Genomic DNA, 19953 nt, shown 5'->3' with positions numbered 1-19953 from the left:
CGTTAAATTTGAAATGTAAGGTTTGTATACCAGATAAATACAGATTTGCGGACATAGCGTGCAAGGTCATATTTTTATCGTACTGCATAACTTTATGATTTCAAATTGGTTCATAAAAGGTACACTGGTTTTAATGATATTGATAAACAGGTTGGAAGGTGGAATGAAAAAGTCCTTGGTATTTATGAGTCTGGTTGCTTTCGCTCTAACTGGTTGTAGCTCGGAGCCATCAATAAATCTCAATAACTTGGCACAACAGAGGGCTGAGCTTATTCGCCAAGAATTACCTTACTTAGCGCAGCAGGGAATGGTTATTAAAGATGTTTATGCAAAAGGCCCTCGCGTAGTCATGACGTTTGCAGATATGCGGTTGGAGAGAGAAAGAAATGAATTTGTGAACTCATTTTGCCAAGTTCCCGGTATTGCAAAACTGTTAGATGTTGGGCTGCAATATGAGTTCAAAAACTTAGATGGAACATCTCGTATTCTAACGGAAGACGACTGCTAAGTGAGATTCAATTCAAATGAGTAGAGAAAGGCTTTGAAAGATGGTGAACAGTAATTTGTTGTAATTCACAACTTAGCTCGTCTTTTATTCATTGTTAACCTATCTATCTTAACCTCGCACTATCTCTTGCGAGGTTTTTTTATGCGTGTTTGATAGGTTTAAGTTTATTTGGGGATGTAAGTACTCTTCTTAGTCAGTGTAGATAAACGAAATTTACGTTTATTCCAGCTTCTAACAACCGAATAGCGCCATAGCCCTCGAATACCAAAATAACCGAGCAGTGCGCATGTTACGCTGCAGATGAAACACCCCAGTAGAAATGGAGGTCCGATTTGACTCATTTGGTGAAGCAAAAACTCCCAAGACAATTCAAAATGAAAAGGCAAATGGGGGGTATTCATCACCCAAGCCCCAATTTTATAGGCTCCATAAAACAAAACAGGCATAGTGATTGGGTTACTGACCCAAACCAAAGCAACGGAAAGAGGCAAATTTACACCAAACAAAATAGCCAATCCTGCCGCCATAATCATCTGACTTGGCAATGGAACAAAAGCCATAAACAAGCCAACAGCAAAAGCTCCCGATGCCGAACGGCGATTCAAACACCACAAATTAGGGTTATACAAGACATTACCAAATATGCGCAGGGCTTTTTGGCGTTTAATTGTCTCGTGGTTAGGCAAATAACGTTTGATAATTTGTCTAGGCATTCTGGCTCTTTCTTGTCTTAAGTCACGACCGATGTTTTTATTTTGTACTGCCGTCGTGTTTGGTATTTTGTCGCTACATATATGGGATGTCTTACCCAATATGCAGTGGCTTATTTTGGTGTCCTTCGTAACAACGAGTATTGCGCTTATCTTTCGTTATTATTGGCTACTATGGTTTACATTAAGTGCATCATGGGCGCTTTTATATGCTCATCAGTATATGAATGAGCTAGAAAGTATTCCACAAAAACGCAGTCATCATACCATAGAAGTTAGAGTAAATTCGCTGATAAATCGTAACATTTCGTCAGATTCTATAGAGGTCTCCCCAATAATAAATACGCTATCATCTTACGTTTTACCCTCTACCTTTAAGCTTAGTTGGGATCAATCAACTTGGGTAAAACAAGGGCAAATATGGCAGATTCCCGTTCAGTTTTCCCGCCCTTATGGCATGCTAAATGAAGCCGGTTTTGATAGTGAAGTACACGCCGTAGGTAAGGGGATTACCCGTAAAGGCCGAGTAATTTATCAAGCCGACAATCTCCCCATGATGCTAGATTCTTCAGTTACTTATCGTCAGCAGTTCTTCGATTATATTTCATCCTATCTGGTAGACCTAAAGCATCATGCTTATCTATACGCTCTGACTTTTGGTTATCGAAATGGATTAACGGCAGATGACTGGTTGATATTGCGTGATAGTGGTTTAGCTCATTTGATGGCCATCTCTGGGTTACATATAGGGCTCGCTATGTTGTGGGGATGGGGGATTGGATGGTTTCTTCGTTCACTTCTGCCACAACAGCAGAAATTTCTATGGCTACCTTTAACTTGCGGTTTTAGTTTTGCTCTTGCTTATGCCTGGCTCGCCGGTTTCTCCTTACCAACTCAAAGAGCTTTATTGATGTGTTTGATTGCTGGGGGGCTGCTGTGTGCAAGGCGAACGTGGCTTAGTTGGCAGATTTTTTTAGTGACATTAACGTTATGTTTAGTGTGGAATCCGTTATCGAGTTACGCCTCAGGCTTTTGGCTCTCTTTCTCGGCTGTTTGGATTTTGTTTGCCTCCAGAGTATTTTCAGGTAAATCGTTATCATCGCAAAAAACGGCTCGTCACTCGAAGTTTAGTCATAAAGCTAAATCTAATGCAGTGGAATTAGTAAAACTGCAATTTGTGTTACTTATCTTTATGCTACCGCTACAGTGGCACTGGTTTGGTGGTATGTCTATTTGGGCACCTATTATCAATTTCATCGCAGTCCCATGGGTGAGTATGGTAACGGTTCCTCTACTGTTTTTGGCTATATTAACATCATGGTGGTTGCCAGCTTCTCTACTGATATGGCAACTTGCTGATTGGTCGCTGTTGCCTGTTCTTTATATAGCATCATGGGCCAAAGGTGGATGGTGGTTATTTTCAGAGAATACCTATTGGATTTTATGTGGCGCTATTGTGTGGGGGATAAGTTTGTACCTTTTACCTCTTCGCCAATTTATCGGTGGGCACATATCAATTTTTGTTCTTTTATGTCTTTTTTATTGGAATTTGAATAATCGTTCACCGGCTATGGGGTGGAAAATTCATATGTTGGATGTTGGGCATGGACTTGCGATATTAATCGAAAAAAATCAACAAGCGTGGTTATACGATACAGGAAGCCAGTGGAAAGACAGCAGTATTGCTCGAAGAGTGATTGCCCCTGTATTAGCAAAAAAGGGGATAGGGCAATTGGATGGTTTTATTATTAGCCATAGTGATAATGATCATGCAGGAGGAACCGATCATATTGTTGCAGATTTTAATCCTGTTAAGCGCCGCTCCAGTGATAAGCGGTCTGGTTTTTCTGTTTGTAAACAAGGCGAAAGTTGGTTGTGGCAAGGATTAAAATTTGAAGTCCTATGGCCGCCAGTTATCAGGGATTACGCATCTAACCCCTATTCTTGTGTGATTAGTATTCGAGAATCTGGACGAAAACTCAGTCAAACTCAAATATTACTAACTGGTGATATTGACGATGTGGTGGAATTACTTTTGGCTAAAGCTTACCCTCAACTAACAACGGAAGTACTTGTTGTTCCGCATCATGGTAGTGCGACCTCATCAACCCATACTTGGTTAGATAAATTACAACCCTCTTACGCATTGACCTCAATAAATCTCTATAACCCTTGGCGGTTACCTTCTCAACACATTAAAGAACGGTATGAGCAACGAAATATTGTTTGGCTAACAACCGCAAATGAAGGGCAAATTAGTGTTCAGTTTGTGGATAATCAAATTAAGTTACAGCGTTACCGTCAGGATGTGGCGACCGAGTGGTTTCGCTGGCAACGAGATAAATAGCTGGTAACCCGAGTTTTAAACCTAGATTGTCTAGACATTGACCTATCCTACCTATATCTCTCTGATAGAGAAGAACACATTTTGTTATACAGTCATTTAGAGGGTAGAATAGAGGTAATTGTCTTATTGAAATATGGGTTTCCATGACAAATATTACAGAGAAATCTACTGTCGATACGTATAAACGACTGTGGCCATACATCAGTGTTTATAAGCTTGGATTAACAGTAGCTGTTGTTGCCTTAATTATTAATGCGCTAGGCGACACTCTTATGTTATCAATGATCAAACCTCTTCTTGATGAGAGCTTTGGTGGATTTGATAAGCTTGACACCGATTTTCTTACCATGATGCCAATTTATCTTATTGGTTTAATGATCGTACGTGGCTTAAGTGGTTTTATCTCTACGTACTGCTTATCTTGGGTATCGGGTAACGTTGTGATGAACTTACGTCGTCGTTTGTTTAATCATTTTATGAAGATGCCTGTTTCTTTCTTCGATCAAGAAGCTTCCGGTGCGTTGTTGTCTCGTATTACGTACGACTCAGAACAAGTTGCTTCCGCCACCAGTAGCGCTTTGGTTAGCATGGTGCGTGAAGGTGCCTCGATTATTGGTTTGATGGCGCTAATGTTCTGGAACAGTTGGCAGCTTTCCGCCATTCTTTTGGTTATTGCACCTGTGGTTGCGATCAGTATTCGTATTGTTTCGAAGCGTTTCCGTAAAATTTCTCGCAATATGCAAGATGCAATGGGATCGGTTACCTCTTCAGCAGAACAAATGCTTAAAGGCCACAAAGTTGTACTGAGTTATGGTGGTCAAGAAGTAGAGAAGCAGCGTTTTGATCAGGTGAGTAACTTGATGCGTCGCCAAACAATGAAATTGGTTTCTGCTCAAGCGATTGCGAACCCAGTTATTCAGCTTATTGCTTCGTTAGCTCTTGTTGTTGTTTTAGTACTTGCAAACTCAGAGTCATTACGTGCCGAATTAACCCCAGGTACTTTTGCTGTGGTATTTGGTGCTATGTTTGGTTTGATGCGACCGCTAAAAGCACTGACTAACGTGACCTCTCAGTTCCAACGTGGTATGGCGGCTTGTCATACGCTGTTTGAACTTATGGATTTAGAAACTGAGAAAGATAACGGAACATATCAAGTTGATACTGTTCGCGGTGATGTTTCAGTTAACAATGTGACCTTTACTTATCCAACAAAAGATACACCAGCACTGCGCAATGTGAGTTTTGAGCTTCCCGCCGGTAAGACTATCGCACTGGTTGGTCGTTCTGGTTCTGGTAAGAGTACCATTGCTAACTTAATGACGCGTTTTTACGATATTGATAGTGGCGAAATTCAATTAGACGGTATTAATATTTGTGATTACGAACTGTTTAATTTACGTGAACATGTAGCCGTTGTATCTCAAAATGTGCATCTGTTTAATGATACGATTGCCAATAACATCGCTTATGCAAGCGGTGATAAGTACAGCCGAGAAGATATTGAACGAGCAGCAACTCTTGCCCATGCCATGGACTTTGTTAAAGATATGGATAATGGGTTAGATACGGTTATCGGTGAAAATGGCGTTAGCCTATCTGGCGGTCAACGTCAACGTATTGCCATTGCTCGTGCATTATTACGCAATGCTCCAATTCTTATTCTTGATGAGGCGACATCAGCCCTTGATACGGAATCAGAGCGTGCTATTCAAGCGGCATTGGATGAATTGCAAAAAGATCGTACCGCATTAGTTATTGCCCACCGATTATCAACTATCGAGAAAGCAGATCAGATCTTAGTGGTTGATGAAGGTGAAATTATTGAACGCGGTACTCATGATGAGCTCATTGCTCTTGATGGTGCTTACGCTCAACTTCATCGCATTCAATTTGGTGAGTAATGGCAAACTTAATTGAAAAGCTTTGGTTTCAGCATCCTCCTAAAGGGGGGATGCTGTTTCTTTATGGGGTAACTTGGCCTATTTTCTTCCCGTTAAGTAAGCTGTTTGGCTACATAGCAAAAAAACGCAGGGAAGAGTACCGCTCGGGTAAAAAACAAGCTTATCGAGCTCCAGTACCTGTTGTGGTTGTCGGTAATATTACCGCAGGTGGTAATGGTAAAACGCCAGTAGTGGTTTGGCTGGTGGAACAACTACAAGCTCGCGGTTACAAACCAGGCGTTGTATCACGAGGTTACGGAGGTAAAGCACCGTATTATCCTTATCTGGTAAACAGTGATACTCCTGCATCGATTGTAGGTGATGAGCCTGTTTTGATTCAGCGTCGAACTCAAGCGCCTGTTGCAGTTGCGCCCAAAAGAGCTGAAGCAGTAAAACTATTGATAGAACAAGGTGTTGATATCATTATTACGGATGACGGTCTACAGCACTATGCGTTAGAGCGTGATCTCGAATTGGTTGTTATTGATGGCCAACGTCGATTTGGTAATGAACAACTGATCCCTTTAGGTCCGCTTCGTGAACCGTGTTCGCGTCTTAATGAAGTCGATTTCTTAATTTGTAATGGTGGCAAGCCTCAGGCTAACGAAGCTGCTATGAGCTTAAAGCCGGCGCCATTAATCAATATGAAGACAGGATTGCGATGTGATGTTTCGCAATTGTCTGACGTGGTTGCAATGGCTGGAATTGGTCATCCACCACGATTTTTTAATACATTATCTGCGTTGGGGGTCACCCCAATTAAGTGCCAACCATTTGCCGATCATCAAGCCATGGTTGAAGATGAATTAGTACAACTTGCCCAACACGGGCAGCACCTAGTAATGACTGAAAAAGACGCGGTGAAATGCCACGGATTTGCTCGAGACAATTGGTGGTATCTGCCTGTAGATGCCGAGATTGATTCGGAACATGCGACAGCCATTATTAATCAGATCATTGAGGTAAAGGAAAAGTATGGATCACCGTCTGCTTGAAATTGTAGCTTGTCCAGTTTGTAACGGAAAACTGAACTACGATAAAGATAAGAATGAACTGGTTTGTAAATTTGATCGCTTAGCGTATCCCATTAGTGATGGAATTCCGGTATTACTTGAACCAGAAGCTCGCACATTAAGCCCTGAAGAGGTGAATTAATATGTCGTTCACGGTTATTATTCCAGCGCGATACCAGTCTACTCGCTTACCTGGTAAACCTTTAGCTGATATTGGTGGTAAGCCGATGGTTCAGTGGGTTTACGAGCAAGCTTGTAAGTCAGGGGCTGATAAAGTGATTGTGGCAACAGATGATCAGCGTGTTTTTGATGCTGTTCAAGCCTTTGGTGGTGAAGTGTGTATGACCCGTAGCGATCATCAGTCAGGTACAGAGCGTTTAGCTGAAGTGGTCGAGAAATACAACTTAGCTGATGATCATATTGTCGTTAATGTTCAAGGTGATGAGCCGTTAATTCCTGATACGATCATTCGCCAAGTTGCTGATAATTTGGCTCATAAAAATGCACCAATGGCGACGTTAGCGGTTGAAATTGATCATGAAGATGAAGTCTTTAATCCAAATGCTGTGAAAGTCGTAACGGATAAAGACGGTTATGCGATGTACTTTAGTCGCGCTTCCATTCCTTGGGATCGTGATCACTTCGCTCAACAACCAGCTCAGATTCATCATAATTTACTGCGTCATATTGGTATTTACGCATATCGTGCAGGCTTTATTAATACCTATATTAATTGGCAGCCAACTGCTTTAGAACAAATTGAAGCATTAGAGCAGTTACGTGTTCTTTGGTATGGCGAAAAAATTCATGTTGATGTCGCAATTGATGCTCCGCCAGCAGGAGTTGATACGCCTGAAGATTTAGAAAAAGTTCGTGCATTAATTAGCTAACAGTTTAATTATTTAGAACAATAAAAAACCGAGTGAGATTATTAATTTCACTCGGTTTTTTTGACTGCGACAGATTTATTTCCAACAATAAATCAGAAAATTACTTATCTGCTACGGCTTCTTGTTCTAACTCATCAGCAATCAGTTTTGCTTTTTGTTTTTCAGCATGATCTGCCATATGAGACATAGGCTTCTCTTTATTTTTAATTAGCTGACGTTCAAGACGAGCAAATGCTTCATTTAATGCTTCAATTAATTCTTTACTATCAGCTGATGCATCAATTTGACCTAGATTTGAACGAGTAGCAATTTCAACATGAAAGTTCTTTTCTGGTTCAAGTTTCATGAAAACATCTTTGCTATGAAAATTAATACTAAATTTATCAAGCTTCATAAATGCTTTGTGAATATGCTCTTCAAGATAATCAGGAAGTTCAAAGTTACGTGCTGTAATTTTAATAGTCATTTTACTCACCATCTCTTATTTATTCTCTATGGTATGTGCTATTTAAGATGAACTTGTTTGAGCTGACTTTATGCGATCTAAATCACAAAATTAAATTGTAACTAATTTGTTGATAAATAAGGTTTCTTGCTCTATTTGTAAGCGAATTTAATATTTACTTAATCATGATTCTCAATATTGATATAAAAAACATAGAAATCAGATGATGTTTGTATTCGTTAAGTTTGATTTATGTGTTTATTTTGTATTACTCAATTTTAGTAATCAATGATCTCAAATTATAAAAAAACCGCTATAAGTGGATATAGCGGTTTGATTTATTAATCTGGTGTGATTGTTATGCTAGATGGGTTGGCGACGTATCAGTCTCTTCATCTTGTTGAAATACCTTCTCATCATATTGACCTAATAATCGAGAGGTAATTGTTCCTGCTGTCATTGAGCCACTTACATTAATTGCGGTACGTCCCATATCAATTAAAGGCTCAATTGAAATTAATAGACCAGCTAAGGCAACAGGCATATTAAGTGTTGATAATACAATCAGAGCTGCAAATGTTGCACCACCACCAACACCTGCAATACCAAATGAACTCACGGTGACTACGGCAATAAGCGTTAGCATAAAGCTAGGGTCGAGAGGATTAATACCTACTGTAGGTGCAATCATTACCGCTAACATTGCAGGGTAAAGGCCCGCACAACCATTTTGGCCCATTGTTGCACCAAACGATGCTGAAAAGTTTGCTACACCATCACTATTGCCCAATTGTTTTACTTGCGTCTCAATATTTAGAGGAATGGTTCCTGCGCTAGAACGAGATGTGAAAGCAAATGTTAGTACAGGAAGTATCTTCTTAATATAACGAATTGGGTTTACACCAACAGAGCTAACCAAGACGAGGTGCATAACCAAAATTAACGCTAATCCCACATAAGATGCAGCAACAAAGCTAATTAAGTTTAAGATATCGTGATAGTTAGAGCCTGCAACAACTTTACTCATAAGAGCCAAAACACCATATGGCGTTAAGTTCAGAACCATACGAACTAGAGCACGAACTACTTCTTGTGCAACATGAATAAATTTCTCAAAACTTGCACCCAGTTCTGGTTGAGTACGGATAACCGTTAAACCAGCAACGCCGATAAAGGCTGAGAAAATAACAACGGCGATAGTTGATGTTGGACGAGCACCTGCTAAATCAGCAAATGGATTACTCGGGAAGAAAGAGATCACCATATCAGCAAAAGATAAGCTTTCAACAGATGTTAGACGTGTCTGTAGAGCTTCACCACGAGCGATCTCACGAGCACCTTGAACAATACTATCAGCAGATAAACCAAATAAATGAGTAACTAAAATACCGATTAATGCTGATGCTGCTGTTGTTGCTAACAAAATACCAATCGAAAGACCTGAAATTTTACCCAGAGAGCCTGAGTCTTTCACTTTGATGATAGCGCCAATAATCGAAACCATGATGAGTGGCATAATGATCATTTTTAGTAAGCTAACGTAGCCTGCACCCACAATATTAACGTAGTTAAGGGTTTGGTTAATCGCTTCTGAACCGCTACCGTAAACAAATTGTAAACAAGCACCGAAGATAACACCCAAACCTAAACTGATAAATACACGACGAGACAGTGTTTTTTCAGCTCGTTGTTGTTGGTATAGCAGCGCAATGAGAAGCGCAAAAATAATTAAGTTTACGATGGGATAGATCATAGTGCCGACCTTAGTATTTTGTGTCTGAATTTAGGCATCCTACTTCAGAAATGTTGGCGATTATCTTGATTCTGAGTGGGAATTTTCTCTGTAATTTGTATGCATCATAAGAGGGGGATCACAAAAAACGGTAGTCTTTTTAATACTTTTAGATATAAGAAAAAGCTATTCCATATATCTAAAAGTTATTAAAAAGAGGTGGGAAGAAAATATTTCTCTTTGTCTTTCTCAAAACAGAAAAAGTAGTAATTATAAAAAAGCCAATATGGAAAATACGCATATTGGCTTTACATTATTGCAACATCAGTTTTGCTGAGGTGGGCGCTTAATTATTGAGCGGTTTTGCTGTCTTGTTCGAGATCGTGAACATCAGATACAGCGGATTGTGGTTTTTCAACGTGCTCTTGAACTAAGGCATCACGAAGACGCTGCCAAATTTGTCCCATTCGTTCATGCCAGTATCGTTCCGACTGTTCTAAATATTTAGAGCTTGGTGCATAGCGAACCCAAGGCTGCTCAATTTTATTACTGGCCAAAAAGTTTGTTGGTGCTGGGATTGGGTTTAACCCGGCTTGATGGAATTCGTATAAGGCGCGTGACATATGGCTAGCTGATGTTACTAACACCAGATTCTTATCACCGACAACAGAGGCTGCTTGAAACGCCTCTTCCCACGTATCCTTGGCCGTTTCGAGTAGTAATATGTCCGCTTTATTAACATCTAATGCTAAGGCAACTTTTGCCATCATACGAGCATGACTAATATCTGAACCGCCGCCATAACCCGATAAAATGAGTTTTGAGCCAGGATACATACGATAAATACGAATACCTTCAACTAAACGCATTAATGCAGCACGTGATAATTGCGAAGTAATAGGAAACGCATTGTCAATAACATGACCTGCACCTAACACCATAACGTAGTTAACTGGCGTAGAATGCGGTATAAAGGGAGGATTCTGCTTCTCTAAGGGACGCAGTAAACTGGTGGAGATTGGCTGAAAGGAGAGCAGTAAAATTCCTAACAGTGACGCAGTAATAAATCCTCCAGCGAGCCCCTTACGACGGGTAAACCAAAGTAGATATAAGCCAATAAAGCCGATTATAAGTAGGGCTGGTAGTGGCATTAATAGTGTGGAAAGCAATTTTTTGAGTTCAAACATGAAAGAGTAGTCCGAAAATTCAGCAATTGAGCTTTAAATAGCATCACAAGCCTTTATTCCTTGAGCGCTTGTGAGAAAATAAAAGACATTTTTTATAATCGCTATCATAACGTAAAGCAGACGTGATCAAAGACCGAAATTTTGATGATTTAGCGCAAAAATTTGCGAAAAATATATATGGGACTGCCAAAGGCGAAATTCGACAAACCGTCGTTTGGCAGGATATTGAACAGATCTTAGCAGAGCTTAAGAGCGAAACGCCACTACAAGTGTTGGATGCTGGAGGTGGTTTAGGTCAGTTGTCGCAGCGCATCGCCGAGTTAGGTCATCATGTTACTTTATGTGATCTTTCTAGCGAAATGCTGAATTTAGCCGAGCAAGAAATTGCTAAAAATGGTTTGCTTGAGCAATATCGTTTAGTTCATTGTCCAGTACAAGAGGTTGGACAATTTATAGAGCAACCTGTTGATCTGATTCTTTTTCATGCAGTAATGGAGTGGTTAGTTGATCCAATTAGCGCTTTGAGCGGTTTATTGGAACAAATCAAGCCTGGCGGTGTCATTTCAGTCATGTTTTATAACTACCACGGGTTACTGTTTAAGAACCTTATCTGTGGCAATTTAACGCATATCGAAGAAGGTATGCCGCATCGTAAGCGATTTAAGCTTCAGCCACAAAAAGGGATCAGACCAGAGGAAGTTTATCAATGCCTTGAAGATGCTGGTTTGGAAATTATGGGGAAAACGGGTGTCCGTACTTTCCATGATTATATGCAAAAGCATCGTTTAGGTGATTATACATTTGAACAAGTTCTTGATATGGAACAGAAACTGTGTCGTCAAGAACCGTATTTATCTCTAGGTCGTTATATACATGTCTATGCGCGTAAGCCTAGCGATAACGATTTAGTGGAAGCATAACAGCAATAAGGACAACGGATGAGTGAAGTTACCCAGACCGTTCCTGAGTTGGTGCATTGGGTTAAGCAAAATGAATTTGCGATTAACCTCCCAACTGAGCGGCTGGCGTTCTTGTTGGCGATTGCTGTCTTAAGCGGTGATCGCTTCGATGAAGAACTAGGGGAAGGAGAACTGATCGATGCATTCCGCATAGTTAGTGATCTATTTGGACAAACCAAAGAAACTCTAGCCTTTCGTGCCAATAACGCCATAAATGAGCTGGTGCGTCAGCGTTTAATTTCGCGCTTTACCAGTGAAATCACCGATGGGGCAAGCATATATCGCTTAAGTCCATTGGCATTGGGTATTACTGATTATTATGTTCGTCAGCGTGAATATTCGACCTTGAAACTGTCTATTCAGTTAGCCATGGTTGCTGATGAAATTAATAAAGCAGCAAAATCAGCCCAAGAAGATGGTGATATCAAACATTGGCGTCAAAATGTCTATGCCGTGTTGAAATTCTCAGTTGCTGAAATTTTTGACCGTATTGATTTAAATCAGCGCACCATGGATGAGCATCAGCAGCAAGTGAAACTCGATATTGCTGAGCTATTGAATAAAGACTGGCGTGCGGCAATTTCAAGTTGTGAAACGTTACTTGATGAGACATCAGAAACGCTTCGTGAACTTCAAGATACGTTGCAAGCGGCGGGAGATCAGCTCCAGACTCAATTGTTAATTATTCAAGAATCGACTCAGGGTCGTGAAGAACTGGATTTTGTTGATGGGATGATTTTTATCCTACAAATGAAACTGGATCGAATTATTAGCTGGGGTCAGCAAGCGATTGATCTCTGGATTGGCTATGACCGTCATGTGCACAAATTTATTCGTACCGCGATTGATATGGATAAAAACCGTGCCTTTAGTCAACGCCTACGCCAATCTGTGACTGACTATTTTGATAATCCATGGCTACTTACTTACGCCGATGCAGATCGCCTAGTCGATATGCGAGATGAGGCTTTGATACTGCGTGATGATGAAGTCACAGGTATTGTCCCTGGTGAGTTAGAGTTTGAAGAACTGGATCTGGTTAATGATGAATTAGCTGATCGTGTTGCTGAAATGCTCAGTGCGCACAAAGCAACGGGTGCGCCAATTAATTTAAGTGCGTTACTTAAAGACTACTTAACACAGCATCCGCTAGCTTATCATTTTGATCTTGCACGCATTGTTATCGATCAGGCGGTACGAATGGGTTATTCAGAAGATGATTTCAATGCCATTCAGCCAGATTGGGAAGCCATTAATGACTACGGAGCCAAGGTACAAGCCAATGTCATCAACAAATATTGAAGAATTTATGCCTGAAAAGTTGGCAAAAGCAATTGCTAACCCACTTTTCCCTGCACTAGATAATGCGCTTCGCTCTGGTCGACATATTTCAAGTGAAGATCTGGATAATCACGCATATCTTATTGAGTTTGAAACAGAACTTTCAATGTTCTATAAGCGATATAATGCTGAACTTGTCCGTGCACCGGAAGGGTTCTTATATCTACGTCCACGTTCAACATCATTGATTGGTCGTTCAGTTTTATCTGAAATTGATATGTTGGTGGGTAAAGTACTGTGTTTCTTGTATCTGAGCCCAGAGCGCTTAGCTCACGAAGGTATTTTTACGAACCAAGAGCTGTTTGATGAGTTAGTCTCATTGGCTGATGAACAAAAGCTAATGAAGCTGGTAACAAACCGCGCAACAGGTTCTGATCTTGATCGTGAAAAACTGTACGACAAAGTAAAAACATCTCTTCGTCGACTACGTCGTATCGGTATGTTGATTCCTATTGGCGAAAACGGCAAGTTCCGTATCAGTGAAGCGGTATTCCGTTTTGGTGCTGATGTACGTACTGGTGATGATATCCGTGAAGCGCAATTACGTCTAATTCGTGATGGTGAAGCGGTTGTCCATCAACAAGAGCCAAGCCAGTCAAGTTTACTGGATGATCAAGATATGACAGATGAGGCTGATAGCGGTCAGCAGCAACTCGATATGTCGACTGAGGAGCAGGAGAGTAACATTTAATGGAACGCGGTAAGTACAAATCGCTCACCATGGTCAACTGGAACGGCTTCTTTGCGCGTACTTTTGATATCGATAATTTGGTGACAACACTTTCTGGTGGTAATGGTGCGGGTAAGTCTACGACTATGGCGGCCTTTATTACCTCTTTGATCCCCGATCAAAGTTTACTTCATTTCCGAAATACAACCGAAGCGGGCAGTGCAACAGCCTCTCGCGATAAAGGTTTACACGGTAAGTTAAAGCCAGGTGCCTGTTATTCGGCATTGGATGTCGTAAACTCAAAAAATCAACGTTTGATCTTTGCCGTTAAGCTACAGCAAGTTGCTGGACGTGATAAGAAAGTTGATATTAAGCCGTTCTTAATTCAAGGCTTACCATCACATATCAAACCAACTGAAGTCTTGATTGAAACGGTTTCTGAGAACCAAGCACGTGTTCGCCAGATCAATGAAGTGAAAGACAAAGTGGCTGAGTTTGAAGGTGTTCAGTTTAAAACATTTAACTCAGTAACTGACTATCATGCGCAGATGTTTGAATTGGGTGTTCTACCTAAGAAACTGCGCAATAGCCAAGATCGCTCTAAGTTCTATCGCTTAATTGAAGCATCATTATATGGTGGTATTTCAAGTGCGATCACTCGTTCATTGCGTGATTATCTGTTGCCTCATAACTCAGGTGTTAAGAAAGCGTTCCAAGATATGGAAGCAGCATTGCGTGAAAACCGCATGACACTTGAAGCAATTAAGATCACTCAAAGCGACCGTGATTTATTTAAGCATTTGATCACAGAAGCAACCAATTATGTTGCAGCTGATTATATGCGCCATGCTAATGAGCGTCAGAAAAAATTAGAAACCACATTAAACCTTCGTCGTGAAATGATGGGTTCTCGTCAAACGCTAATCGATCAACAGACAACACTGAACAATATGAGCTCAGAGTTGGGTGAGTTGAGCGATAATGAGCAAGCTCTTGAGCAAGATTATCAAGCGGCATCGGATCATTTGCAGTTAGTGCAAACAGCGGTTCGTCAACAAGAGAAAATTGAACGTTACCGTGAAGATTTAGAAGAGCTAAATGAGCGTCTTGAAGAGCAAGTTATGGTGGTGGAAGAAGCCGCTGAACAACTTGCTATGGCAGAAGAACAAGCTCAGCTAACAGAAGAAGAAGTTGATAGCTTAAAAACTCAGCTTGCAGATTATCAACAAGCTCTTGATATGCAGCAAACTCGAGCTTTGCAATATCAACAAGCGATTCAGGCGTTAGAGAAAGCGCGTGATTTATCAGGTGATCATCAATTATTACCTGATCAAGCACCACCATACCTGCAACAACTAACGCAAGAACAAGATAAGCAGACAACAGCATTACTAGCACTTAAACATAAACTGGATATGTCCTCTGCGGCAGCACAACAGTTTGATAAAGGTTTGGCGATTGTTACCACGATTGCTGGTGCAGTTGAGCGAACTAATGCCGGTGTTAAAGCCCGTGAATTGTTAGCAAAAGCCCGTGAGTTGCGCTCAGTAGTGGAACGTGGCGAACAGCTAAAATCACAATATCGCGATCTTGAACGTAGTGTTCGTAATCAACAGCAAGCGACAGAACAAGCTCAGGCTTACCAGAAGAAATTCATGGTTGTGCTTGATGGTGAAATGGCGCTGGCTCAAGAACAAGAGCGTCATGAAGCGACACTTGAGAGTCTAGAGCAAGATCAAGCTGCATTGGTTGAGCAACGTAATGAATTGCGCCATCAAGAACAGCAGTTGTCGGCAAAAATTACCGAATTAGAAGCGAAGGCTCCTGCATGGATTGCCGCATCTGATGCATTAGAAAGACTTGCAGAGCAGTCAGAAGCAGAACTTGATAGCAGTCAGGCTGTTATGGAAGCGATGCAAAAAACGCTAGAGTCAGAGCGCACAGCAAGCAGCAACCGTGATCAACTGGCTGCACGTAAACAGCAACTTGATAACGATATTGAGCGTTTAGCCCAGCCTGGCGGTAGCGATGATTCACGTTTACGTGCACTTGCAGATACGTTAGGCGGTACTATGCTGTCTGAAATCTATGACGATATCACTATTGATGATGCGCCATATTTCAGTGCGATGTACGGTCCGGCTCGTCACGCGATTGTTGTTCCAGATCTACAAGGTATTAAAGATAAGCTGATTGCTCTTGATGACTGTCCAGATGATCTTTATATCATTGAAGGTGATGCAGATGCCTTTGACGATAGTGGCTTTGATGTTGATGAGTTAGAAGATGCTGTTTGTGTTCATCTTAACGATCGTCAATTGCGTTATTCACGTTTCCCTAAAGTACCATTATTTGGTCGAGCGGCGCGTGAGCAGCGTTTAGAGACACTACGTGAAGAGCGTGATCAGGTTGTTGAAGATCATGCTAAAGCGTCATTTGATTCACAAAAACTTCAGCGTTTGTACCAGAGCTTCAATAGCTTTGTTGCAACACATATGGCGGTTGCATTCTTACCGGATCCTGAAGTTGAGTTAAAATCTGCGCGTGAGCAACGTAATCAAGCTACACGTCAACTTGCAGATTCTCAAGCTCAAGAGCAGCAACAGCGTTCACAATTGGCAGCTGCTCGAGAAGGTTTAGCGTTACTCGGTAAATTGTCCCCTGTGGCTAATTTATTAGAAGACGACACGATTAAGCCTCGTTTTGCAGAGGTTGAGCAGCAACTTTCTCAGATGGATGAAGCCTTTATCTATCTAGAGCGTCATGGCAAATCTTTAGCTGAGCTGGAAAATCTAGTCTCGGCATTAGATGTTGACCCTGAGCAGTTTGATGCACTTCAAGCCAGTTATGCTCAAGCCGATCAGAAGTTACAAGATCTAAAAGTATTGATCTTTGCTATTGCAGATTTAGCTGAACGTCGTCACTACTTTAGCTATGCCGATTCTGTTGATCTTCTTAACAAGAGCTCTGAGCTAAATGAACAGCTAAAACTGAAGCTTGCTGCTGCTGAAAAAGAGCGTAACCGTAACCGCGAAAGCTTAAAACAGACGCGTTCTCAGATGAACCAATATAATCAACTATTGGCATCATTAAAGAGTTCGCATCAAGCGAAACTGGAAACCGTGCAAGAGTTTGAACGTGAACTGCATGAGTTAGGTGTTCGTGCGGATGTGGAAGCTGAAGAACGTGCACGTATTCGCCGTGATGAGCTTAATGAACGACTACACAGTTCTCGTAACCGTCGCAGTCAGCTTGAGAAATCCATCACCTCGATTGAACTTGAAATGAAGTCTTTAGCGAAGCGTTTACGCAAAGTTGGTAAAGATTATCAAGACGTACGTAAGTTAGTCGTTCAAGCAAAAGCAGGATGGTGTTCTGTTCTACGTCTAGCGCGTGAAAGTGATGTTCAACGCCGTTTGCATCGTCGTGAAATGGCTTATATGTCTGCTGATGAGCTGCGTTCACTATCCGATAAAGCGTTAGGTGCACTACGCCTTGCTGTTTCTGATAATGAAGAGTTGCGAGATGCACTGCGAGCGTCAGAAGATGTTTCTCGTCCAGAGCGTAAAGTTCTATTCTATATCGCGGTTTATCAACATCTGCGTGAGCGCATTCGTCACGATATTATTCGTACCGATGATCCGGTTGAAGCGATTGAAGAGATGGAAGTGGAACTGGCGCGTTTAACCGAGGAGTTAACAGCCCGTGAACAGCGTCTAGCAATTAGTTCGGACTCTGTTGCTAATATTATTCGCAAGACGATTCAACGTGAACAAAATCGTATTCGTATGCTAAACCAAGGCCTACAGAATATTTACTTTGGTCAGGTTAATGGCGTTCGCTTGAATGTGAAAGTACGTGAAACACACGAAGCACTTCTTGCGGGTCTATGTGAGCAAAAAGATCAACACAATGATCTGTTTGGAAATCAGCGTTTGTCGTTCTCAGAAGCAATGGCAAAACTGTTCCAGCGTTTAAACCCGCATATCGATACAGGTCAGCGTTCACCTCAAACATTAGGTGAAGAGCTACTTGATTACCGTAACTACCTTGAGCTTAGCATTGAGGTTAACCGTGGTACAGATGGTTGGCTACAAGCAGAATCTGGTGCGCTATCAACGGGTGAAGCCATTGGTACGGGTCAGGCAATTCTATTGATGGTTGTTCAAAGCTGGGAAGAAGAGTCTCGTCGTTTACGTGGTAAGGATATTATTCCTTGCCGACTACTGTTCTTGGATGAGGCCGCGCGATTGGATGGTAAGTCTATTGCGACCTTGTTTGAACTGTGTGAGCGTCTTGATATGCAGTTATTGATCGCGGCACCTGAAAATATCAGTCCAGAGAAGGGTACAACCTACAAGCTGGTTCGTAAGATCTTCAAAGATCGCGAGCACGTGCATGTTGTTGGTTTACGTGGCTTTGGTAATGAACCTAAGAGTCAAGATAAGGTTCAAACATTACTTGATTTAGATCCGGCATAACCTAAGGGTTTATCGTTCTTAAATTAATAAGTTAAATAACAAAAGGTCAGCGAAAATGCTGACCTTTTTTATACCTTCTATATATCCAAATTGATTTTAAGCTGGTGGAATCATAGTGGATAGTATTTAGTTATTATCTCAATAAATAGAATAATTACTTTTTGAGAGGGGTTAAGTTCTGGCAAAAGCTTTGCTCTAATTCATCTAACCAAGCATAACGTTTGGTATAGAGCTTTCTCTTATTACGATTTAATTGACTCAGGTCTTTTCGTTCTGGCTGAGTTGGAACAAGATAAAAGCTCTTATCAATTTGAATTGCTCCATATTCCTGCCAATAAGCATCGTAATCAAAAGTAACAATACTACTGCGTTTTCGACCGATATAACGCCATGACTTATAAATATGACCTTGATTACTAATACCATATATATGAGTAACTTTAAGACATCGGGCAAGCATTAAAGCAAACTCTAAAATCAAAGCTTTAGGGCGTAATCCATGACAACTCTTAGTGAGGCTCTTAATGACTTGCTGACGATTCTCGATGCCTTCATTAGGTCCCTGAATAACGCCAATATACATAGTTCGATAGGGTGTTGTTTCAAAGTTTACGGTGGTTGCGTAAACTCGATTCCCTTCGCTATCCAGTAACGATAATCCTAAAGAACCTTCTCGCTGCTGTCCTCGATTGATAAACAGACGATAAATATTTTCTTCTTGATCAGTCACTTCAGCAAGTTGATAGCCCTCAGCTGTAAAAATTGCTGGGAGTGCATCGGCATGGAAATTATGTTGTAGAAACTGGAAATGTTGTTGAACCGAACTCACTCGACGCTGAGTGTTCCATTTTGCGCAGATATAGGATTTAAATGGCTTTTTTATGATTTTAGGGTGAATTGATAAAACAGGTGATAGTGTTTCATTATCAAACGTTTGAAGCAGATTCTTTATGGTTTTTTGGTGCATTAATCCCCAGAATTTAAAACGTACATCTTGGCGTACTTTTTTAAATCCAGTGCTATCTGCATGGAGATTTTGTGACAAAATACAAAGCTGTTTATAAGTAGAAGAATGAAGAGATGACATGGCTTATTTATAATGAATTAATAAGCTCTATTCTATAACTTAAGAGAATAAAAACTCTGTCACGATTATGTATCAAGATGTATAGGTGGGAGACAAACTGTTCCCTATACCTAACACGTTAATAGTTAAGTTTATGTGGATGAACTTAAAGAAAGCTCTGTTGTTATATGGTTTGTTGTTTCTTTAACCGATAGAGGTTGAATAAGGTGATGTTAGCAAACTTATTTTTGCCCCATTGTGTGTGACGGCTATAACCTCACTTCAAATTAATAGGCTGGCTTCCCATAAGCAAAGCTAATGTTATCGTAAATGTCAGAGGTAACTTAATTGAAGGCTTAATTTATTTGATAACATGATGAATACCATGGAACTTTTAAGCTGGACGTGATAGTTATTGCATAAATGATTCCATGTCGAGTTTAAAACTAGGTGAAACAAAATCTTACCCAAGAAATCGCTTATCAGGCGCTACAGAAGTTCTTCGATGAAATTCCATTCATTATGTTTGCTACAGGTACATCATGCGCAGTAGATCTTGGCTTTGGTATGCCTGCTCTTGAACAGCACTTAAAAAATGTTATTCCTAAGTATGATTTAAATGCGTAACAGCTTGGAGAGTGGGATAGAGTCCTAACGTTACTTG

At 40.8% G+C, this 19953-nt stretch carries 16 protein-coding genes; 11 read left to right on the top strand and 5 right to left on the bottom strand.

What is annotated here, in order from left to right:
- Window positions 1–163 precede the first annotated feature (163 nt).
- A complete protein-coding gene (gene gspS2, locus WAX86_RS08805) occupies window positions 164–508 on the top strand; it encodes a type II secretion system pilot lipoprotein GspS-beta (RefSeq protein WP_341488657.1) in 345 nt (114 codons plus the stop codon).
- 164 nt (window positions 509–672) lie between these two features.
- On the opposite strand, the gene WAX86_RS08800 is transcribed toward gspS2, so the two are convergent.
- Window positions 673–1221 carry a DUF2062 domain-containing protein gene (locus WAX86_RS08800; RefSeq protein ID WP_005298837.1) on the bottom strand — a complete coding sequence of 183 codons (549 nt, stop codon included), beginning with the start codon at window positions 1219–1221 and terminating at the stop codon, window positions 673–675.
- A 31-nt stretch (window positions 1222–1252) separates the two neighbouring features.
- On the opposite strand from WAX86_RS08800, the gene WAX86_RS08795 reads away from it, so the two are divergent.
- From WAX86_RS08795 to kdsB, 5 genes are all read left to right on the top strand, one after another.
- The gene (locus WAX86_RS08795; protein WP_341488656.1) at window positions 1253–3565 is read left to right on the top strand and encodes a DNA internalization-related competence protein ComEC/Rec2; all 2313 of its coding nucleotides are present in this window, start codon (window positions 1253–1255) and stop codon (window positions 3563–3565) included.
- A 143-nt stretch (window positions 3566–3708) separates the two neighbouring features.
- Complete coding sequence (gene msbA, locus WAX86_RS08790) at window positions 3709–5466, top strand: lipid A ABC transporter ATP-binding protein/permease MsbA (RefSeq protein WP_341488655.1); 1758 nt, start codon at window positions 3709–3711, stop codon at window positions 5464–5466.
- Window positions 5466–6500: a tetraacyldisaccharide 4'-kinase gene (gene lpxK / locus WAX86_RS08785; protein WP_068968070.1), complete on the top strand. Its 1035-nt coding sequence runs from the start codon at window positions 5466–5468 to the stop codon at window positions 6498–6500. The genes msbA and lpxK overlap by 1 nt, the downstream gene beginning before the upstream one ends.
- The gene (locus WAX86_RS08780; protein ID WP_005298846.1) at window positions 6481–6660 is read left to right on the top strand and encodes a Trm112 family protein; all 180 of its coding nucleotides are present in this window, start codon (window positions 6481–6483) and stop codon (window positions 6658–6660) included. Before lpxK ends, WAX86_RS08780 begins: the two co-directional genes overlap by 20 nt.
- A 1-nt stretch (window position 6661) precedes the next feature.
- Window positions 6662–7408 carry a 3-deoxy-manno-octulosonate cytidylyltransferase gene (gene kdsB, locus WAX86_RS08775; protein WP_005298848.1) on the top strand — a complete coding sequence of 249 codons (747 nt, stop codon included), beginning with the start codon at window positions 6662–6664 and terminating at the stop codon, window positions 7406–7408.
- Window positions 7409–7508: 100 nt separating this feature from the next.
- On the opposite strand, the gene hpf is transcribed toward kdsB, so the two are convergent.
- The 3 genes from hpf to elyC form a co-directional block, all read right to left on the bottom strand.
- On the bottom strand, window positions 7509–7874 hold the full coding sequence (gene hpf, locus WAX86_RS08770; protein WP_036763653.1) for a ribosome hibernation-promoting factor, HPF/YfiA family: 366 nt from the start codon (window positions 7872–7874) through the stop codon (window positions 7509–7511).
- A gap of 337 nt (window positions 7875–8211) precedes the next feature.
- Entirely contained in the window at window positions 8212–9606 is a 1395-nt protein-coding gene (locus tag WAX86_RS08765) for an L-cystine transporter (RefSeq protein WP_068947389.1), read from the bottom strand.
- A 329-nt stretch (window positions 9607–9935) separates the two neighbouring features.
- Window positions 9936–10772, bottom strand: a complete 837-nt coding sequence (gene elyC / locus WAX86_RS08760) for an envelope biogenesis factor ElyC (protein ID WP_138241622.1) — start codon at window positions 10770–10772, stop codon at window positions 9936–9938.
- A 122-nt stretch (window positions 10773–10894) separates the two neighbouring features.
- Between elyC and cmoM the strand changes: the two genes are divergently transcribed.
- The 4 genes from cmoM to mukB are packed head-to-tail and all read left to right on the top strand — an operon-like array spanning window position 10895 to window position 18223.
- Entirely contained in the window at window positions 10895–11692 is a 798-nt protein-coding gene (gene cmoM / locus WAX86_RS08755) for a tRNA uridine 5-oxyacetic acid(34) methyltransferase CmoM (protein WP_005298854.1), read from the top strand.
- A gap of 18 nt (window positions 11693–11710) precedes the next feature.
- Window positions 11711–13033 (top strand): chromosome partition protein MukF, encoded by a 1323-nt coding sequence (mukF, locus tag WAX86_RS08750; RefSeq protein WP_005298855.1) that lies wholly within the window; start codon window positions 11711–11713, stop codon window positions 13031–13033.
- Window positions 13014–13763 (top strand): chromosome partition protein MukE, encoded by a 750-nt coding sequence (gene mukE / locus WAX86_RS08745; RefSeq protein WP_341488654.1) that lies wholly within the window; start codon window positions 13014–13016, stop codon window positions 13761–13763. The genes mukF and mukE overlap by 20 nt, the downstream gene beginning before the upstream one ends.
- Window positions 13763–18223, top strand: coding sequence for a chromosome partition protein MukB (gene mukB / locus WAX86_RS08740; RefSeq protein WP_341488653.1), 4461 nt, complete (start codon window positions 13763–13765; stop codon window positions 18221–18223). The genes mukE and mukB overlap by 1 nt, the downstream gene beginning before the upstream one ends.
- Before the next feature lie 154 nt (window positions 18224–18377).
- On the opposite strand, the gene WAX86_RS08735 is transcribed toward mukB, so the two are convergent.
- Window positions 18378–19310: a VirK/YbjX family protein gene (locus WAX86_RS08735; RefSeq protein ID WP_106223371.1), complete on the bottom strand. Its 933-nt coding sequence runs from the start codon at window positions 19308–19310 to the stop codon at window positions 18378–18380.
- Window positions 19311–19739: 429 nt separating this feature from the next.
- Between WAX86_RS08735 and WAX86_RS08730 the strand changes: the two genes are divergently transcribed.
- Window positions 19740–19916, top strand: a complete 177-nt coding sequence (locus WAX86_RS08730) for a hypothetical protein (RefSeq protein ID WP_341488652.1) — start codon at window positions 19740–19742, stop codon at window positions 19914–19916.
- Window positions 19917–19953: the final 37 nt, after the last annotated feature.

It is taken from the genome of Photobacterium damselae subsp. damselae (assembly GCF_038086725.1).
In the GTDB taxonomy this organism is placed as follows: domain Bacteria; phylum Pseudomonadota; class Gammaproteobacteria; order Enterobacterales; family Vibrionaceae; genus Photobacterium; species Photobacterium damselae.
The sequence above is the reverse complement of the archived record's forward strand: the minus strand, read 5'-3'. Positions and strand labels throughout refer to the sequence as shown.

Excerpts from the sequence above, each read along its gene's own strand:
- gspS2 (WP_341488657.1), top strand. The coding sequence starts at position 164 with ATGAAAAAGTCCTTGGTATTTATGAGTCTGGTTGCTTTCGCTCTAACT.
- WAX86_RS08800 (WP_005298837.1), bottom strand. The coding sequence starts at position 1,221 with ATGCCTAGACAAATTATCAAACGTTATTTGCCTAACCACGAGACAATT.
- WAX86_RS08795 (WP_341488656.1), top strand. The coding sequence starts at position 1,253 with ATGTTTTTATTTTGTACTGCCGTCGTGTTTGGTATTTTGTCGCTACAT.
- msbA (WP_341488655.1), top strand. The coding sequence starts at position 3,709 with ATGACAAATATTACAGAGAAATCTACTGTCGATACGTATAAACGACTG.
- lpxK (WP_068968070.1), top strand. The coding sequence starts at position 5,466 with ATGGCAAACTTAATTGAAAAGCTTTGGTTTCAGCATCCTCCTAAAGGG.
- WAX86_RS08780 (WP_005298846.1), top strand. The coding sequence starts at position 6,481 with ATGGATCACCGTCTGCTTGAAATTGTAGCTTGTCCAGTTTGTAACGGA.
- kdsB (WP_005298848.1), top strand. The coding sequence starts at position 6,662 with ATGTCGTTCACGGTTATTATTCCAGCGCGATACCAGTCTACTCGCTTA.
- hpf (WP_036763653.1), bottom strand. The coding sequence starts at position 7,874 with ATGACTATTAAAATTACAGCACGTAACTTTGAACTTCCTGATTATCTT.
- WAX86_RS08765 (WP_068947389.1), bottom strand. The coding sequence starts at position 9,606 with ATGATCTATCCCATCGTAAACTTAATTATTTTTGCGCTTCTCATTGCG.
- elyC (WP_138241622.1), bottom strand. The coding sequence starts at position 10,772 with ATGTTTGAACTCAAAAAATTGCTTTCCACACTATTAATGCCACTACCA.
- mukF (WP_005298855.1), top strand. The coding sequence starts at position 11,711 with ATGAGTGAAGTTACCCAGACCGTTCCTGAGTTGGTGCATTGGGTTAAG.
- mukE (WP_341488654.1), top strand. The coding sequence starts at position 13,014 with ATGTCATCAACAAATATTGAAGAATTTATGCCTGAAAAGTTGGCAAAA.
- mukB (WP_341488653.1), top strand. The coding sequence starts at position 13,763 with ATGGAACGCGGTAAGTACAAATCGCTCACCATGGTCAACTGGAACGGC.
- WAX86_RS08735 (WP_106223371.1), bottom strand. The coding sequence starts at position 19,310 with ATGTCATCTCTTCATTCTTCTACTTATAAACAGCTTTGTATTTTGTCA.